This is a genomic window from Clavibacter sp. B3I6, from assembly GCF_030816895.1.
In the GTDB taxonomy this organism is placed as follows: Bacteria; Actinomycetota; Actinomycetes; order Actinomycetales; family Microbacteriaceae; genus Clavibacter.
Map to the genome: position 1 here is coordinate 998,455 of NZ_JAUSYL010000001.1, position 16,435 is coordinate 1,014,889.

The following is a 16,435-nucleotide window of genomic DNA, read 5'->3' on the forward strand; positions in this document are numbered from 1 at the left end:
GTCGAGGCGCCCGTCGCCCGCGTCAGGGCGGGGCTCCAGGCGCGCGAACCGGGATCCGGGACGCGGCCGTGAGCGGCTCGACGATGCGGTTCGCCGCGCCGAGCACGGAGCCGGGGTTCCGCCAGCTGGTGGAGAGCGCGTAGACGGGCACGTCCGCGCCGGACGCCCCCTCGGGTGCGAAGTCGGCGCCGAAGCGCGCGAGGTTGGCCGCGCTCGCGCCGCGCCAGCCGTAGATGGACTGGTGCGGATCCCCCACCGCCATGACGGGCGTGCCGCCGAAGAGCGTGGCGAGGAGCCGGGTCTGCACGACGGAGGTGTCCTGGTACTCGTCGAGCAGGACGACGCGGAAGCGCGCGCGGTGCTCGGCGACGACCTGCGGCACCCGCTCGCAGATCGCGAGCGCGAAGGCGACCTGGTCGCTGTACTCCACGAGCCCGCGCCGGGTCTTCTCCTCCTGGAACCGCACGGCGAGGTCGACGAGCGGCGGGAGCGCGCCCACCGCGGCGACGGCCTCGGCCGCGGGCGCCTTCCGGATGCGCGCGGATCCGAACGGCAGCTCCTCGAGGCGCGCGAACGCCCCGGCCAGGCGCACGACCTCGCCCGGGTCGGCGACGTTCTCGCTCATCGCCCGGCTGAGGGAGATGACGGCCTGCGTGATGGGATCGACGCCGCGTCCGAGCTCGAGGAGCCGGGGGTCGGTGCTCTCGACGACGAGTCGGCGCGCGAGCTGCCACGCGGACGCCTCCGTGAGCACGACGGACTCCGACTCGCGGCCGATGAGCGTCGCGCTGTCGCGGAAGATGCCGTTCGCGAAGGCGTTGTAGGTCTGGACGGTGGGCGTGGCGAACGCGTCGGCCGGCGCGGCCGCGAGCCCGGCCTGCTGCAGCTGCTCGATGCGCGCGCGGATCCGCACCCCCAGCTCCCCCGCGGCCTTGCGCGTGAAGGTGAGGCCGAGGATCTCCTCGACGCCCACGTGCCCGTTCGCGAGGAGCCACACCACGCGGCTCGCCATGGTCTCGGTCTTGCCGCTGCCGGCGCCCGCGACGACGAGGCCCGGCTCGAGCGGCGACTCGATGACGCGCCGCTGCTGCTCGGTGGGGCTCGGCAGGCCGAGCGTCTCCGCGATGCGTCGGGCGCTGATGGGGCCGGCGGCCGCCGCGCCCGCGTCCCGGACCGCGTCCACGCCGCTCACGCCGACACCGCCCGCACGAGGTGGATCCGGTACCGCCGGGCCGATCCCGGGTCCCGCTCCCCCAGGTCCGGCGTGCCGTCGAAGGTCGCTCCCGCCATGCCCTGGGCGGCGTCCGCGATGCGGGTGCGGAAGCCGTCGAGCTCCTCGCGCGTGAGCGGCTCCTGCGGCAGCTCGCGGTACGGCCGGCCGCCGGTGCCGCCCGAGACGTAGAGCAGCTTGGCACCGCCCGACGGCGCGTCGACGGGCACCTGCTCGAGCGAGCCCTCGACGAAGGCCAGCTGGTAGGAGCCGAGCTGCGCGTGCGCGGGGATCTCGCCCCGCGTCGGGTAGCGCCGCCCGGTCTTGAGGTCGACGATGACCACCTGGCCCTCCTTCGTCAGCTCGATGCGGTCGATCATGCCGCGGAGGCGCGCGACGCCCACCTCGAGCTCGAAGGAGCCCTCGGCCGCGAGCATGCGCCCGCCGTCCGCCTGGAAGTCGCGGAGGTATCCGCTGACGCCTGCGATGAGCTCGCCAGCCTGCCGCCGCTCGCGCTCCCCCACCCAGGGCGACTCGAAGGGCAGCTCGCCCCAGCGCTCGTCGAGGCGGGCCTCGAGGGCGGGCGGGCGGAGGTCGGCGTCGGGGTCGAGGCTCGCCTCCTCCATCACCGCGTGCACGATGGTGCCGATGCCCATGGCCGTGCTCGTGGATCCCCCGGACGCCTGGTCGATGAACCAGTTGAGCGGCGAGCGCTCGAAGGCCTCGAGCCGCGACGGCGACACGGGCACGCGCGCCTCGGGGTCGGAGAGGTCGACGACGGGTTCCGTGGTGGAGGGCTCGCGCAGGCCGTACCACTCCGCGGGATCGGCGCCCGTCACGCCCTCCGCGGCCAGCCGGGCCAGCGCGGACGCGGCGGCGAGGCCGCGCTCCCGGGTGGCGTCCGCCGGACGCCGGGCCGTGCGGTCGCCGGAGACGACCCGGCCGTCGTCGAGCAGCACGGCGTCGCGGTGCACGACCGCGAGCTCGCGACGGAGCGCGCCGACGAGGCCCCGGAGCGACAGCGGGTGGTCGGGCCGGATCCGCAGGGCGGCGGGCGCGTCCTGCGCCACGCGGCCGGCCTCGGCGCCCGCCTCCGCCTCGGCGAGCCCGGGTGCGGGCGGCACGAGCCGGAGGAACGGCGACGGCGCCTCCTCGTCGTTCGCGGTGGCGCTGAGGACGACGAGGCGCGACGCCCGCGACACGGCGAGCGCGAGCATCCTCAGCTCGTCGCCGAGGACCTCGGCCCGCTCGTCGACGTCGGCGCGGTCGAGCCCGCGCGCGACGGCCGAGAGGCGCTGGGGGTGCAGGAGGGATCCGCGGAGACGCAGGTTCGGCCAGGACGCCCTCCTGCAGCGCGGCGACCGCCACGACCTCGTACCCGGCGCCGACGACGGCGGAGGGCGTGGCGACCAGCACGGTGTCGGCGAGCGGCTGCGGCGACAGCGTGTCCTCGGGGACCTCGGCGCCGAGCAGCTCCTCGACGAAGTCGGACGCGGGCCGCCCCGGGTTCCGCTCCACGAAGCGCCGGGCGGCCGTGAAGAGCGCGACGACCCCGTCGAGGTCGCGGTTGGCCTGGTCGGCGACGATGCCGGTCTGCAGCGCCTGCTCGAACCACTGCGGCGCGAGGCGCGAGCCCTCCCACAGGTGCCAGAGCAGCTCCTCGATGGTGCCGTCGGCGGCCGCGAGCTCGCGCCCGGCCTGCAGCGAGCGGGCGAGGCGCGCGAGGCGACGGGCGGGAGCGAGGTCGAGCGTGTCGAAGAGCCCGGGCGCGGCGAGCGCCTCCACGAGCAGCTCGTCGCTCGACCGGTGGCCGTCGCCCGCGAGCTCCTCCTGGCGGAGCGCGAGGCGGAGGCGGCGGAGCGCGACCCCGTCGAGGCCGCCGAGCGGGCCCGTGGCGAGCTCGGCCGCGATGTCGGGCGTGAGCGGCACGCGCCCGAGCACAACGTCGACGGCGCGGATGAGCGCGAGCGCGGCGAGGTCGTCGCGGAGGGCGCGCCCGGCGACGGCCGTCCGCGTGGGCACCTCGGCGGTCGCGAGGCTGCGCGCGACCTGCGGCACGAGGGATCCGGAGCGCACGAGCACGACCATCCGCGCCCACGGCACGCCGCCGAGCAGGTGCTCCTCGCGCAGCCGGCGCGCGAGGCGGGCGAGCTCGATCGCGCGCGTGGGCGCCTCGATGACCTGGATCGGGTCGCGGTCGTCGACCAGCCCGGGAGCGGATCCCGCCTGCCGCTGCCGCCCCGCGCCCGCCGCGCCGATGCGCGCCGTCACCGCGGACGTGAGCGCCCGGAGCGCGGGCGGCTGCCGGTGCACGCGGTCGAGGACGAGCGTGCGGAGGTCCGGCAGCCCGAGCACGGTGGACAGGCGGCCGAGCGCCGGGGCCTCCGCCCCGCGGAAGGTGGCGGCCGCGACGTCGGGGTCGCCGAACGCGACCACGTCGGCGCCGCGCGCCGCGAGCGCCTGGAGGAGGGACAGCGTGGCGACGGTGGCCTCGTGCAGGTCGTCGGCGACGACCAGCCGGATCCCGGTGAGCGCCTCCCCGCGGGACACGAGCAGCACGGCCTCCGCGAGCAGCTCCGCGCTGTCGAGGTGGTCGCCGCGGAAGGAGTCGACCACGTCCTCGTACTCGCGCGCGAAGGCGGCCGCGGCGATCCACTCGGGGACGCCGTGCGCGCGCCCGAGCGCCGCGAGCGCATCCGGCCGCACGCGCTCCTCGGTGGCGCGCATGAGCAGCTCGCGGAGCTCCGTGCGGAAGGCGCGGAGCCGCCGGACCTCCACGCCGAGCGGGTCGGGCCACGCGGGTCCGATGCCGAGCTCCTCGTGCCCGGCGAGGAGGTCGGCGATGATCTGGTCCTGCTCGGCGCCCGTGAGCAGCCGCGGCGGCTCGGTGCCGGTCTCGGCGGCGCGGCGGGCGAGCACCTCGAACGCGACCGAGGTGGCGGTGCGCGCGAGCGGCCCCAGCGTGGGCACGCCGACCCGCAGCGCCAGCTCGTCGCGGAGGCGGGTGGCGGCGGCGCGGGACGGCGCGAGCACCAGGACCTCGGCGGGGTCGAGCCCCTGCGCGAGGATCCGCTCGGCCACGAGCTCCTTCAGCGTGGTGGTGCGGCCGGAGCCCGGCGCGCCGAGGACCGCCGCGCTCACCCCGACGGGCAGCTCGACGACCGCGCGCTGCGACGGGTCCAGCTCGACCGCGGGGCCCCCGTCGCCGGCGGAGGCGGGCGGCTGGCGGAATCCCCTGATGGTCACGCGCCCACGCTACCGGCGGCCCCCGACGTCGCCGGATCCGCGGACCGCCCCGCCCACGGCCACGGCGGACGCCCGCGGCGGGCGCCCGCGACGCACGGCGACGCCCGCCGCGTCCGCCCTCAGTGAACGCCGCGGGACCGCGCGGGAAGGTGCCCTAACCTCAGGGGAGCACCGTCGCATCCGACGCATCGAAAGGCACCTCCCGTGGAAATCCGTATCGGCCTCGTCAACACCGCCCGCGAGCTCTCCTTCACCAGCAAGCAGACGCCCGAGGAGGTCCAGGAGACCGTCACCGCGGCCGTCCGCGACGGCGCGCCCTTCATCTCCTTCACCGACGAGAAGGGCGCCACCCACCTCGCGGTCACCGCCCACCTCGCCTACGTGGAGCTCGGCAGCGCCGACGCCCCGCGCATCGGCTTCGTCCGCTAGCCCGACCCCGTGGAGCTCCTGTTCGTCGCGCTCCTCGGCGCCCTCATCGGGCTCGTCGCGCGCTACGCGCTCCCCCGCCGTGCCACGCACGGCGTGCTGCTGGCGCCCGCGGTCGGCTCGGCCGCCGCGATGGCCGCCTGGGTCGCGCTCACGTGGGCGGGGCTCCGCTGGGACCAGGGCGTCATCTGGTTCGCCGCGCTCGCGATCTCGGCGCTCGTCGCGGCCGGCGTCGACCTCGTGGTCGGACGCCGCCGCTCCGCCGCCGACGCGCGCGACCTGGCGGCCATCGGCGCCTGAACCGGCGCCTGGACCGCCTGCACGACACGACGCCCGGCCCCTCGTGGGGCCGGGCGTCCGTCGTCCGGGAGTCCGGGCGGCGAGAGCCGGGCCCGATCGCGCGGGACCGGTCAGGCCGTGAGCCCGAGCGCGTCCATCCGCCGGGTGTGCGCCGTGATGATGCCGGCGAACACGGGCTCGAGGTGCACGCGCGCGTCGTCCGGGTCGGCGAGCGACGCGCGCATGGCCGTGCCCGCGACGAGGAGCGTGTCGCCCACGAGGCGCCGGCCCCACATGGCGAGGCGGGAGGCGAGACGGGGATCGCGCCGGATGCCGGCGCGCACGGCGTCGACGATCCCCTGCTGGCCCACGCCCGAGGAGAGCAGCACGACCACGCGGTGCCGCTGGTCCGACGGCAGGCCCGAGGCGAGCCGCACGAAGAAGTCGTCGAGCAGCCCGGTGGTGATGTAGGAGGAGAGCAGGCTCTCGTACCAGTCGCCGCCGGCGACGGTGGCGGTGAAGCGGTCGAAGGCGCCCCGGTGGGGCTCCATGACGATGCTCGGGTCGCCGTCCAGCCGCTTGATCTCCGCGGCGAGCGCCTGGTGCTTCCCCAGCGCGATGCCGGCGGCGGTCGAGACCGCCTCCTTGCCCGCGAGGTCGGGCGCCTCGGTGACGGCGCGCGACAGGGCCTCGAAGACGGTCAGCTGCAGGTAGGCGACCGCGCCGAGGAAGCGGAGGGTGTCGGGCGAGAAGTCGTCGACGCTCACGGTCGGCGCGGAGGAGCGGCGCTTCGACTCGCCGCGGGACCTGACCCGGGGCGCGTCGATCGTCGTCGACCGGCGTCCGAACATCTTGAGCACGTGGCCAGCGTATAGGGAGCGGGAGGCGGCGTCCGGGCCCCCGCCCGCTAAACTCGCCCGTGGTCCCTCAACGGAAGGGCCCCATCGCGCCCGCAGAGAAGCAGTCCGGGCGTGGACCGCACCGCTAGACAGGGCACAACGTGACTTTCACCGAACTGAACATCGACGAGGACATGGTCCAGGCGCTCGCCGACCACGGGATCCTCGAACCCTTCCCCATCCAGGAGCAGACGATCCCCCTGGCCCTCTCCGGCCAGGACATCATCGGCCAGGCCAAGACGGGCACCGGCAAGACCTTCGGCTTCGGCCTCCCGCTCATCCAGCGGCTCGGCCTCACCCCGGAGCCCGGCGTGCAGGCCCTCGTGGTCGTGCCGACCCGCGAGCTGGCGGTCCAGGTGACCGAGGACCTCCAGGTCGCCACCGCGAACCGCGCCACCACCGTCGTCTCCATCTACGGCGGCAAGGCCTACGAGGGCCAGATCGAGCAGCTGAAGGCTGGCGCCCAGATCGTCGTCGGCACCCCGGGCCGCCTCCTCGACCTCGTGGGCCAGCGCCTCCTCTCGCTGAAGGACGTGCGCGAGATGGTGCTCGACGAGGCCGACAAGATGCTCGACCTCGGCTTCCTCTCCGACATCGAGAAGCTCTTCGCGCAGACCCCGGCGGTCCGCCACACCATGCTGTTCTCGGCCACCATGCCGGGCCCGATCGTGGCGCTCGCCCGCCGCTTCATGACGAAGCCGATCCACATCCGCGCGACGGATCCCGACGAGGGCCTCATGCAGGCCAACATCCGCCACCTCGTCTACCGTGCGCACAACATGGACAAGGACGAGGTCATCGGCCGCATCCTCCAGGCCGAGGGCCGCGGCAAGACCGTGATCTTCACGCGCACCAAGCGCGCCGCCGCCCGCCTCGTCGAGGAGCTCAACGACCGCGGCTTCAACGCCGCGGCCGTGCACGGCGACCTCAACCAGGAGCAGCGCGAGCGCGCGATGGCCGCCTTCAAGGCCGGCAAGAAGGACATCCTCATCGCCACGGACGTTGCGGCGCGCGGCATCGACGTGCTCGACGTCACCCACGTGATCAACCACACCATCCCCGAGGACGACAAGGCGTACCTGCACCGCGTCGGCCGCACGGGCCGCGCGGGCAAGACGGGCATCGCGGTCACGTTCGTCGACTGGGACGACCTGCACAAGTGGGCGCTCATCAACCGCGCTCTCGAGTTCGGCCAGCCGGAGCCGACCGAGACGTACTCGTCGTCGCCGCACCTGTTCACCGACCTCGACATCCCCGCCGGATCCAAGGGCCGCCTCCGCGCGACCCCCACCGTCAACCCCGACGGCACCCCGCGCGAGCGTCCCGGCAGCCGCGGCTCCGACGGCGGTCGTGACGGCGGCCGCTCGGGCGGACGCGACGGCGGACGCGGCGGCGACCGTGGCGGCGACCGTGGCGGCGACCGCTCCGGCGGACGGGGCGGCGAGCGCTCGCGCACCCGCAGCTCCGCTCCCGCCGCGACGTCGCCCGCCGAGGCGACCGCGGCCATCGGCAGCGAGCAGCCGGCGACCGCGGGCGGCCACGACGCGCCCCACGCCGACGGCCAGACGCGCCCCCGCTCGCGCAACCGCCGCCGTCGCTCCGGCGGCGAGCACCCGACCGCCACGGCCTAGCGCCGCGCGCACGGAACGCAGGAGAGGGGCCGCATCCATCGGATGCGGCCCCTCGGCATCAGGAGGGCTGGCTGCTACTTGGGGAGACGCAGCCTCACCCGGAACCGGCCCTCCAGCGCCTCCTGCAGGTCGTACATGAGCTGGACGCCTTCGACGTCGTACCAACGGCGCCGCTCCTCCGAGCCGAAGAGGCCGGTCTCCCAGTCGACGTGCGCGTTAAAGAACGCCGCCCATGCGACCAACCGGTCGCGCAGCTCCTGCGAGATGAGGGTGTCCCAGTCCAGCGGAGGGCCAGGCCACATGATGTCGTCGAGCGGCCAGTCCTGCAGATAGTCGACCGACAAGACGATGTCCCGAATCGGATGGGGATCAACCACAGCGGTCCACGCGAGTCGGGTACGACGTGATGATCCTCTTGTTGTTCTCGGAGACGAGGACGGTCGGGTTGTACGTGTCCACGACGTTCCCATCCGCGTCCTTGATGAGGATGGGCGCTGAGTAGCAGAGTTTGCCAGCACCGGCATCCTTCGGGAAACCGGGAGCAGGCGAAGCGACTATGGATCCGGTCGCGAAGACCATGAAGTCGTCCCACTCGGCTCCCCCACCCGCGCCGTCCACGACGGTCTGCCAGTCGACTTGATGGTCCGTCCGGATGTGGACGTACCCGGAACGGTCATCGCCGCAGAACAGATCCACATGACCGATGCCGGTGTCCCAGGAGGCGACGCTCACATCGCCGAAGCCCGCGTTGCACAGGCCTATGGTCCCCGGGTCCAAGAGCACGCTTCGACTCCGCTCGTCGGGGCCTGCTGGTGAGGGCTGTAGGTGATGGTCGCCGCTTCGGCGGGGCCCGCGGACAGGGAAGCTGCGAGTACGAGGCCGGATGCGGAGGCACAAGCCGCCAGGATCCGCCCGGCGCGGGATCGAACATGGGTCATGGAATGCTCTCCTCTTCGAGATGATGATCGGTCGTGCAATGCGACCGTTTGCTCACGCGAGCTGACGCAGACGCTATGCGGGAGCCGCGACCGGGAAGTAACGCATCCACAGGACGGACGGGTGCATGTCAGGCCGTGGGCCGATGCTGACCGACGACCTCCACGGCCTCGTCTGCCGGTGCGTCAGACGGCATCAGGGGGACCTGTGTCCTGCGATGACATCCGCCCATGTTGCGGGGACCGATGCGACCCGACTCCTTCGACCAGACCGCCCGGCCGGTGCACGGCTCGATCAGGCGGCGCGGACCGGCACGACCGGCGCCCAGCCCGTCGCGCGCTCGACGATGCGCGCGAGCACGGCGGGCTCCGTGGAGTTCTCCGCGAGCCGGTTGGGCTTGCCCGTGCCGTGGTAGTCGCTGGATCCCGTGACCTCGAGCCCGAAGCGCTCCGCGAGCTCCGTGAGGCGCAGGCGCGAGGCCGACGGGTTGTCGCGGTGCCGCACCTCGAGGCCGAAGAGCCCCGCCGCGACGAGCGCGGTCATGCGCGAGTCCGACAGCACGCGCTCGGGACCCCGGGCGCCCGGGTGGGCGAGGACGGCGAGGCCGCCGGCGGCCGTGATCAGCTCGACGCCGAGGATGGGGTCCGGCGCGTAGTGCGGCCGGTAGTAGCCACCCTGCCAGTGGAGGATGCTCTCGAACGCGGCCGTGCGGGTCGCGACGTGGCCGCGCGCCACGAGCGCGTCGGCGATGTGGGGCCGGCCGATGGTGCTGCCGGGCGTGGTCTGGGCGAGCACGTCGTCCCAGGTGAGCGCGTAGTCACGGCCGATGCGGCCGACCATGGCCTCCGCGCGGGTCATCCGCTCGCCGCGCACGCGCGCGGTCATCGCCGCGAGGTCGGCGTCCGCGGGGTCGAACAGGTAGGCGAGGACGTGCACGCTCGCGTACTCGAGCTGCGTGCTCATCTCCATGCCGGGGACGAGCGTGATCCCGTGCGCGAGCGCCGCGGCGGACGCGTCGGCCCAGCCCGCCGTGGAGTCGTGGTCGGTGAGCGCGACGGCCGAGAGACCCTGGCGGGCGGCCTGCGCGACGAGCTCGGCGGGCGTCTCGGTGCCGTCGGAGACGGAGCTGTGCGTGTGCAGGTCGATGGGACCCCGCTGCTGCTCCGGCATCCCCCCATCCTAGGCGGCGGGTCGCGGAGCCCCGGCCGCGCGCGAGGCGCGAGGGCGCTCTCCCAGAGAGCCGCCATAGTGTGGGGCGCGTCATGGGTCGGGTCGTCGGAGCAGCAGTCATCCTCATCACCGGGGTCGGTCTCCTCGTCATCACCTGGCCGCAGCTCCTCGGTCTCGAGCAGTCCTACCTCGTCGCGCACGCCGTGGCCATCCGCGGCGGTCTCGTCGCCGCGGCCGCCGCCGTCCTCCTGCTGACCCTCGTGCTGTGCGTCGCCATCCGGCCCGGCCGACGGCTCCTCGGCAGCCTCGCCGCGCTGCTGGCGGTCTTCATCGGCGCCAACTGCGCCGTCCTCGCCACGCGCGGGCTCGGCGACACCGCCTTCGCCGAGCCGCGGGACGCGGACGTCACCGTGCTCTCCTGGAACACGCTCGGTGGGGCCACCGGCGCGCGCGCCGTCGCCGACCTCGCCATCGAGTCCGGCGCGGACGTGGTCACCCTGCCCGAGACGCGCGAGGAGACGGGCGCCGAGATCGCCGTGCTCATGCGCGAGGCGGGCCGGCCGATGTGGGTCCGCACGGTGGCCTTCGACGACGTGGCGGCCGCGCGCTCCACCACCATCCTCATCAGCGCGGCCTACGGCGACTACCGGCTCGACGAGTCGCGCGGCACCACGGCCGTGCTGCCCACCGTGATCATGGAGCCGGTGGACGGCGTCGGGCCGACCATCATGGCCGTGCACCCCGTCTCCCCCCATCCCCGAGCAGATGGAGAACTGGCGGGCGGACCTCGCCTGGCTCGGGCAGCGCTGCGACGAGGGCAACGTCATCATCGCGGGCGACTTCAACGCCACGCTCGACCACATGAGCCGCTACGGCGGCACGCCCACCGAGCGCGACCAGGTCACGGACCTCGGCCAGTGCGTCGACGCGGCGCGCGCCTCCGGCAACGCCGCCGTCGGGACGTGGCCGACGGACATCCCCGCGCTCCTCGGCACGCCGATCGACCACATCATGGCGACGCCCGGCTGGGCCGTCACGGGCTTCCGCGTCGTCGAGGACCGCGACGGGGCCGGCAGCGACCACCGGCCGATCGTGGCCCAGCTCACGCCGCTGCGCTGACCCGCGTTCCCGCCCGCGGGGCGGCCGGGCCAGGTGGGATGATCGACGGATGGCCGAGAACACCGACACCGCGTCCGAGACCACCCCCGACGACATCGCCGCCGACCCGGCCGCGCCGCTCGCCACGACCGAGACCGCGTCCCCGGCGGTCGCCCCCGCGGGCGCCCCCGCTCCCGGATCCGGCGACGCCCCCGTCCCCCGCGCGACCTCGAACCGCAGCACGACCCCGGCGAGCACGGCGTTCAGCGACTTCGTGTCCGCGCACTGGGCCGACCGCGAGGAGGTCGACCCGCCCGCGCGCGAGCAGGCGCCCTTCGCCGCCGACCGCCGCCGCCGGCTGTCGGCGCAGCACGTCGGCACGCGCCTCGTGATCCCCGCGGGCCGCCTCAAGCAGCGCAGCAACGACACCGACCACCCGTTCCGCGCCCACTCCGCCTTCGCGCACCTCACCGGCTGGGGTGCCGACAGCGAGCCCGGCGCCGTGCTCGTCCTCGAGCCCGCGACCGGGGGATCCGCCGCCGACGGCTCCGCGCACGAGGCCACCCTCTACTTCCGCGAGCGCGCCGGTCGCGACAGCGACGAGTTCTACGCCAACGCCGAGATCGGCGAGTTCTGGATCGGGCCGCGCCCGTCGCTCCGCCAGGTCGCGGCCGACCTCGGGCTCGCGACCGCGCCCCTGGCCGACGTCGACGCCGCGATCGCCGCCCCCGGCGCCGCCCGCGTGATCCGCGAGGCCGACCCCCAGCTCGCCGCCCGCGTCGACGAGGCCCGCGCGGCCTCCGACGCCGACGCCGGCGCGGACCACGTCGACGGCGACGCCCTCCTCGCCCGCGACGCCTCCGAGCTGCGCCTCGTGAAGGACGCGTACGAGATCCGGCAGATGCGCGAGGCCGTCGACACGACGGGCCGCGGCTTCTCGGACGTCATCGCCGACATGCCCGCCGTCACGGCGCACGCACGCGGCGAGCGCGTCGTCGAGGGCGTCTTCAACGCGCGCGCACGGGCGGACGGCAACACGGTGGGCTACGACACCATCGCGGCATCCGGCCCGCACGCCTGCATCCTGCACTGGACGCGGAACGACGGACGCGTCGTGCCGGGCGACCTGATCCTCATCGACGCGGGCGTCGAGCTCGACAGCTACTACACGGCCGACATCACGCGCACGCTCCCCGTGTCCGGCACGTTCACCGACGTGCAGCGCGAGGTCTACGAGGCCGTGCGCGAGGCGGCCGACGCCGCCCTCGCGATCGTGCGGCCCGGCATCCGCTTCCGCGAGGTGCACGCCGCGGCGATGGAGGTCATCGCGCGCCGGGTCGCCGGCTGGGGCATGCTGCCCGTGACCGCCGAGGAGGCGCTCCAGGCCGACAACCAGCACCACCGCCGCTACATGGTGCACGGCACGAGCCACCACCTCGGCCTCGACGTGCACGACTGCGCGCAGGCCCGGCGGGACATGTACATCGACGGGATCGTGGAGGCCGGCATGGTCTTCACCATCGAGCCGGGCCTCTACTTCCAGCCGGACGACCTCACCGTCCCAGAGCGCTTCCGCGGCATCGGCGTGCGCATCGAGGACGACATCCTCGTGACGCGCGACGGCGCCGAGAACCTGTCGGCGGGCATCCCCCGCACGGCCGACGAGGTCGAGGCGTGGATGGCCGGTCGGGCCTAGCCGCGGAGGCGGGGCCGGCTGCGGGACCGGGCCGGTCGCGCGGGGATCAGGCCCCGGTCGCGCCCTGCTCGCCCACGGGCCGGTCGGTCGACGTGGGCGGCGCGGTCGGCTCGGGGGCGGCGGACCCGCCCTGCTCCGGCACGCGCTCCCCGTAGGGGCCCGCGGGACGTGCGGCGGGCTCCGCGACGGGCGGGGCCGCGACGACGGGCTCGCCGTACACGGACGTGCCCGCGCCGCCGATGCCGAGCACGTTCCGCGCGCGGTGCATGGAGTCGGGCTCGACGACCACCGAGTAGCTGGTGGCGGTCACCTGCATCACCGACGTGAAGTCCCGGCGGCGGCGCGTGATGCTGTAGCTGACGATGCCGTAGATGGCGCCGAACCCGACGCCGATGATCACCGCGCCGACCACCGACGACACGTTCGGCACGGGCGAGAACAGGAAGGTCACGAGGCCGAGGAAGAGGCCGAGCCAGGCGCCGCTCGCCGCTCCGGCCGCCGCGGCCCGGGCGGAGGTGAGCTTGCCGGTGACGCGTTCGACGCTCGTCAGCTCGTTGCCCACGATGCTCACCTGCGTGACGGGGAAGTCGGCCTCGGCGAGGGTGACGACGGCCTTCTGCGCCTCGTCGTAGGTCTCGTAGGTGGCCACCGGCTCGCCCTTCGGCAGCTTCGGCATGCGGGTGCGGGCGGTGCGTCCGAGGAGGGGGTTGGTCACCCGTCCAGTGTTCCACGCGGTGCCGGGCGGCGGCTGGGCGAGCGACTAGATTGACTCTGTGAGCGCCTCCCGAGTCTTCGTCGCCCGGCTCGCCGGGTGCAGCGTGTTCGACCCCGCGGGCGACCGGGTCGGGCGCGTGCGCGACGTGCTCGTCGTCTACCGCAAGGACGATCCGCCGCGCGTCGTGGGCCTCATCGTCGAGATCCCGGGCAAGCGCCGCGTGTTCCTCTCCATCGGCCGCGTCACGAGCATCGGCTCCGGGCAGATCATCACCACCGGCCTCATCAACCTCCGCCGCTTCGAGCAGCGCGGCGGCGAGGTGCGCGTCATCGCCGAGATCCTCGGCCGGCGCGTGAAGCTGCGCGACGGATCCGGCACCGCCGTCATCGAGGACGTCGCGATCGAGGAGTCCGGCCAGGCCGAGTGGGAGGTGTCGCAGCTCTTCTGCCGCCGACCCCGCACCAGCCCCTCCCCCTTCGCCAAGGGCGCCACGCTCTTCGCCACCTGGGACGAGGTCGCCGAGCTGCAGGACGAGGGCGTCGCGCAGTCGGCGTCGCAGTTCCTCGCCGCCTACTCCGACCTCCTCCCCGCCGACCTCGCCAACACCCTGCTCGACCTGCCGCAGGCCCGCCGCCTCGAGGTCGCCGAGGAGCTGCCGGACGCGCGCCTCGCCGACGTGCTCGAGGAGATGCCGGAGTCGGAGCAGGTGCAGATCATGGCCACCCTCGACGACGACCGCGCCGCCGACGTGCTCGACCAGATGCAGCCGGACGACGCCGCCGACCTCATCGCGCAGCTCTCCGAGGAGCGCGGCGAGGCCCTGCTCGAGCTCATGCAGCCGGAGGAGGCGGACGACGTCCGCATGCTCCTCAGCTACGCGCCGGACACCGCGGGCGGCCTCATGACGACCGATCCCGTCATCGTCTCCGGCGACGCGACCGTCGCGGAGGGCCTCGCCCTCATCCGCCGCCCCGAGCTCGCGCCCACGCTCGGCGCCGCGGTGTGCGTCACGCTGCCGCCGTACGAGCCGCCGACCGGCCGCTTCCTCGGCATGGTGCACTTCCAGCGGATGTTGCGCTACCCGCCGCACGAGCGCCTCGGGACCCTGCTCGACCAGGGCCTCGAGCCCGTGCGGGCCGACACGAGCGCCGCCGAGGTGTCCCGCATCATGGCGAGCTACAACCTCGTCTCGGTGCCCGTCGTGGACGAGAACCACCGCCTCGTCGGCGTGGTCACGATCGACGACGTGCTCGACCACCTGCTGCCGGACGACTGGCGCAGCGCCGACGCGGAACGCGAGACGCGCAAGCGCGCGACCGCCCGCTTCCACGGCACGGCCACGGCCGCCATCCCCACCGCAGGACCCAGACGAGGACGGAGGATCCCCCGTGGCACGGCAGAGTAACCGCGACGTCCGCCTGGACGCGCCCAAGGGCCTCCGCACGACGGTCCTCCCGCTGCGCAACCGCGCCAGCCGCGACCGCTTCGGCCGCTTCACGGAGTCCATCGCGCGCGGCATGGGCACCCCGTGGTTCCTCATGGGCCTCACGCTCTTCTGCGTGGCCTGGATCCTGTACAACACCTACGGCCCCGAGTCCGCGCGCTTCGACTCGGCGGCGCTCGGCTTCACGGCGCTCACGCTGATCCTGTCGCTGCAGGCCTCGTACGCGGCGCCGCTCATCCTGCTCGCGCAGAACCGGCAGGACGACCGCGACCGCGTGCAGATCGAGCAGGACCGCCAGCGCACCGAGCGCAACGTGGCGGACGTCGAGTACCTGGCCCGCGAGGTCGTCTCGCTCCGGCTGCAGATGAAGGACGTCGCCTCGAAGGACTTCATCCGCGCCGAGCTGCGCCAGCTCCTCGAGGAGCTCGACCGCCGCGACGACCCCGAGGGGGACGACGCCGAGGGCGCCGGCAGCGCCGGCAGCCGCAGGGCGCATGGCCGCTGAGGCACCCGGCGGGGCCCCGCTGACGGCGGAGGCGGTGGGGCGCGCGCTCGCGGGCGTCGTGGATCCCGAGATCCGCCGCCCCATCACCGAGCTCGACATGGTGTCCGACGTGCGCGTCGAGGACGGCGGCGTGGCCCACGTCGACATCGCGCTGACCATCGTCGGCTGCCCCGCCGCCACGTCCATCGAGCGCGACGTGCGCGCGGCGGTCCGGGCCGTCCCGGGCGTCGCGCAGCTCGAGCTCACGGTCGGCGTGATGAGCCGGGAGCGGCGGCGCGCGCTCACCGAGCGCCTGCGCGGTCCGGCGGCGAAGCGCGGCATCCCGTTCGGGCCGGAGAGCCTCACGCGCGTCTACGCCGTCACGAGCGGGAAGGGCGGCGTCGGCAAGTCCACGCTCACGGCCAACCTCGCGGTGGCGCTCGCGGCGAAGGGGCTGGCGGTCGGCCTCGTGGACGCCGACGTGCACGGCTTCTCCATCCCCGGGATCCTCGGCCTCGTCGACGCGGACGGGCGCACCGCGCAGCCCACCCGAGTCGGCGACATGATCCTGCCGCCCGTCGCGCATGGCGTGAAGGTCATCTCCATCGGCATGTTCCTCGATCCCGACGCCACGGGCGGCACAGCGGTCTCCTGGCGCGGGCCCATGCTGCACCGCACCATCCAGCAGTTCCTCACCGACGTCTTCTTCGGCGACCTGGACGTGCTGCTGCTCGACCTGCCCCCCGGCACGGGCGATGTGGCCATCACCGTGGGCCAGCTCCTGCCGGACGCGGAGGTCCTCGTCGTGACGACGCCGCAGCCGGCCGCGGCCGACGTGGCGGAGCGCAGCGGGCTCGTCGCGCGGCAGACGGGTCAGCGCGTGGCGGGCGTCGTCGAGAACATGGCCGGGTTCGTCCAGCCCGACGGATCCGTGCTGGAGCTCTTCGGGGCGGGCGGCGGCGCGGAGGTCGCGCGTCGGCTCTCGGCCGGGCAGGACGCGCCCGTGCCGCTCCTCGCGAGCGTGCCGCTCAGCGTGGCGCTGCGCGAGGGCGGCGACTCCGGGGCGCCGCTCGTGCTGGCCGCGCCCGAGGATCCGGCGGCGGTGCAGATCCTGCGCGTGGCGGACCACCTGGCGACACGCGGCCGCGGGCTCGCGGGCCGGAAGCTCGGGCTCTCGGTCTCCTAGATCGCCCTCACCGGA

15 protein-coding genes and 1 pseudogene are annotated in these 16,435 nt (G+C 74.6%); 8 read left to right on the forward strand and 8 right to left on the reverse strand.

Annotation, left to right across the window (positions count from 1 at the left end; translation table 11 throughout):
- Positions 1-22: 22 nt before the first annotated feature.
- The 3 genes and pseudogenes from QFZ62_RS04645 to QFZ62_RS04655 all read right to left on the reverse strand — a co-directional run.
- Positions 23-1,192 carry a UvrD-helicase domain-containing protein gene (locus QFZ62_RS04645; RefSeq protein ID WP_307507688.1) on the reverse strand — a complete coding sequence of 390 codons (1,170 nt, stop codon included), beginning with the start codon at positions 1,190-1,192 and terminating at the stop codon, positions 23-25.
- The gene (locus tag QFZ62_RS04650) at positions 1,189-2,427 is read right to left on the reverse strand and encodes a PD-(D/E)XK nuclease family protein (protein ID WP_307502324.1); all 1,239 of its coding nucleotides are present in this window, start codon (positions 2,425-2,427) and stop codon (positions 1,189-1,191) included. The genes QFZ62_RS04645 and QFZ62_RS04650 overlap by 4 nt, the downstream gene beginning before the upstream one ends.
- Before the next feature lie 1,216 nt (positions 2,428-3,643).
- Positions 3,644-4,456: pseudogene (locus QFZ62_RS04655) on the reverse strand (UvrD-helicase domain-containing protein); the annotation flags it as partial.
- 204 nt (positions 4,457-4,660) lie between these two features.
- Here QFZ62_RS04655 and QFZ62_RS04660 point away from each other — a divergent pair.
- Together QFZ62_RS04660 and QFZ62_RS04665 are read left to right on the forward strand one after the other, a co-directional pair.
- Positions 4,661-4,885: a DUF3107 domain-containing protein gene (locus QFZ62_RS04660; protein ID WP_307502327.1), complete on the forward strand. Its 225-nt coding sequence runs from the start codon at positions 4,661-4,663 to the stop codon at positions 4,883-4,885.
- 9 nt (positions 4,886-4,894) lie between these two features.
- Positions 4,895-5,182 (forward strand): hypothetical protein, encoded by a 288-nt coding sequence (locus QFZ62_RS04665; protein ID WP_307502329.1) that lies wholly within the window; start codon positions 4,895-4,897, stop codon positions 5,180-5,182.
- A gap of 110 nt (positions 5,183-5,292) precedes the next feature.
- Here QFZ62_RS04665 and QFZ62_RS04670 read toward each other — a convergent pair whose 3' ends face one another.
- Positions 5,293-6,012: a ferritin-like fold-containing protein gene (locus QFZ62_RS04670; protein ID WP_307507690.1), complete on the reverse strand. Its 720-nt coding sequence runs from the start codon at positions 6,010-6,012 to the stop codon at positions 5,293-5,295.
- 149 nt (positions 6,013-6,161) lie between these two features.
- On the opposite strand from QFZ62_RS04670, the gene QFZ62_RS04675 reads away from it, so the two are divergent.
- On the forward strand, positions 6,162-7,691 hold the full coding sequence (locus QFZ62_RS04675) for a DEAD/DEAH box helicase (protein ID WP_307502331.1): 1,530 nt from the start codon (positions 6,162-6,164) through the stop codon (positions 7,689-7,691).
- Between the two features lie 74 nt (positions 7,692-7,765).
- Here QFZ62_RS04675 and QFZ62_RS04680 read toward each other — a convergent pair whose 3' ends face one another.
- The 3 genes from QFZ62_RS04680 to QFZ62_RS04690 all read right to left on the reverse strand — a co-directional run bounded on the left by QFZ62_RS04680 (position 7,766) and on the right by QFZ62_RS04690 (position 9,797).
- Positions 7,766-8,068: a hypothetical protein gene (locus QFZ62_RS04680; protein ID WP_307502333.1), complete on the reverse strand. Its 303-nt coding sequence runs from the start codon at positions 8,066-8,068 to the stop codon at positions 7,766-7,768.
- Positions 8,061-8,474 (reverse strand): hypothetical protein, encoded by a 414-nt coding sequence (locus QFZ62_RS04685; RefSeq protein ID WP_307502335.1) that lies wholly within the window; start codon positions 8,472-8,474, stop codon positions 8,061-8,063. The genes QFZ62_RS04680 and QFZ62_RS04685 overlap by 8 nt, the downstream gene beginning before the upstream one ends.
- Before the next feature lie 447 nt (positions 8,475-8,921).
- Positions 8,922-9,797: a PHP domain-containing protein gene (locus QFZ62_RS04690; RefSeq protein ID WP_307502337.1), complete on the reverse strand. Its 876-nt coding sequence runs from the start codon at positions 9,795-9,797 to the stop codon at positions 8,922-8,924.
- A gap of 765 nt (positions 9,798-10,562) precedes the next feature.
- Here QFZ62_RS04690 and QFZ62_RS04695 point away from each other — a divergent pair.
- Both QFZ62_RS04695 and QFZ62_RS04700 read left to right on the forward strand, forming a co-directional pair.
- Complete coding sequence (locus QFZ62_RS04695) at positions 10,563-10,916, forward strand: endonuclease/exonuclease/phosphatase family protein (protein WP_307502338.1); 354 nt, start codon at positions 10,563-10,565, stop codon at positions 10,914-10,916.
- A gap of 49 nt (positions 10,917-10,965) precedes the next feature.
- Complete coding sequence (locus tag QFZ62_RS04700) at positions 10,966-12,591, forward strand: aminopeptidase P family protein (RefSeq protein ID WP_307502340.1); 1,626 nt, start codon at positions 10,966-10,968, stop codon at positions 12,589-12,591.
- Between the two features lie 46 nt (positions 12,592-12,637).
- Here the strand turns inward: QFZ62_RS04700 and QFZ62_RS04705 are convergent, their stop codons facing one another.
- Positions 12,638-13,306, reverse strand: a complete 669-nt coding sequence (locus QFZ62_RS04705) for a general stress protein (protein ID WP_307502342.1) — start codon at positions 13,304-13,306, stop codon at positions 12,638-12,640.
- Between the two features lie 58 nt (positions 13,307-13,364).
- Between QFZ62_RS04705 and QFZ62_RS04710 the strand changes: the two genes are divergently transcribed.
- Genes QFZ62_RS04710 through QFZ62_RS04720 form a run of 3 tightly spaced genes read left to right on the forward strand, consistent with a single transcriptional unit; the run spans position 13,365 to position 16,420 of the window.
- Positions 13,365-14,711: a magnesium transporter MgtE N-terminal domain-containing protein gene (locus QFZ62_RS04710; RefSeq protein WP_307502343.1), complete on the forward strand. Its 1,347-nt coding sequence runs from the start codon at positions 13,365-13,367 to the stop codon at positions 14,709-14,711.
- Positions 14,695-15,255, forward strand: a complete 561-nt coding sequence (locus QFZ62_RS04715) for a DUF1003 domain-containing protein (protein ID WP_307502344.1) — start codon at positions 14,695-14,697, stop codon at positions 15,253-15,255. Before QFZ62_RS04710 ends, QFZ62_RS04715 begins: the two co-directional genes overlap by 17 nt.
- Positions 15,245-16,420 carry an Mrp/NBP35 family ATP-binding protein gene (locus tag QFZ62_RS04720; protein WP_307502345.1) on the forward strand — a complete coding sequence of 392 codons (1,176 nt, stop codon included), beginning with the start codon at positions 15,245-15,247 and terminating at the stop codon, positions 16,418-16,420. Before QFZ62_RS04715 ends, QFZ62_RS04720 begins: the two co-directional genes overlap by 11 nt.
- The last annotated feature ends 15 nt before the right edge of the window (positions 16,421-16,435 follow it).

Coding starts and splice junctions, on each gene's coding strand:
- QFZ62_RS04650 (WP_307502324.1), bottom strand. CDS start 2,427: ATGCTCGCGCTCGCCGTGTCGCGGGCGTCGCGCCTCGTCGTCCTCAGC.
- QFZ62_RS04670 (WP_307507690.1), bottom strand. CDS start 6,012: ATGTTCGGACGCCGGTCGACGACGATCGACGCGCCCCGGGTCAGGTCC.
- QFZ62_RS04690 (WP_307502337.1), bottom strand. CDS start 9,797: ATGCCGGAGCAGCAGCGGGGTCCCATCGACCTGCACACGCACAGCTCC.
- QFZ62_RS04695 (WP_307502338.1), top strand. CDS start 10,563: ATGGAGAACTGGCGGGCGGACCTCGCCTGGCTCGGGCAGCGCTGCGAC.
- QFZ62_RS04700 (WP_307502340.1), top strand. CDS start 10,966: ATGGCCGAGAACACCGACACCGCGTCCGAGACCACCCCCGACGACATC.
- QFZ62_RS04720 (WP_307502345.1), top strand. CDS start 15,245: ATGGCCGCTGAGGCACCCGGCGGGGCCCCGCTGACGGCGGAGGCGGTG.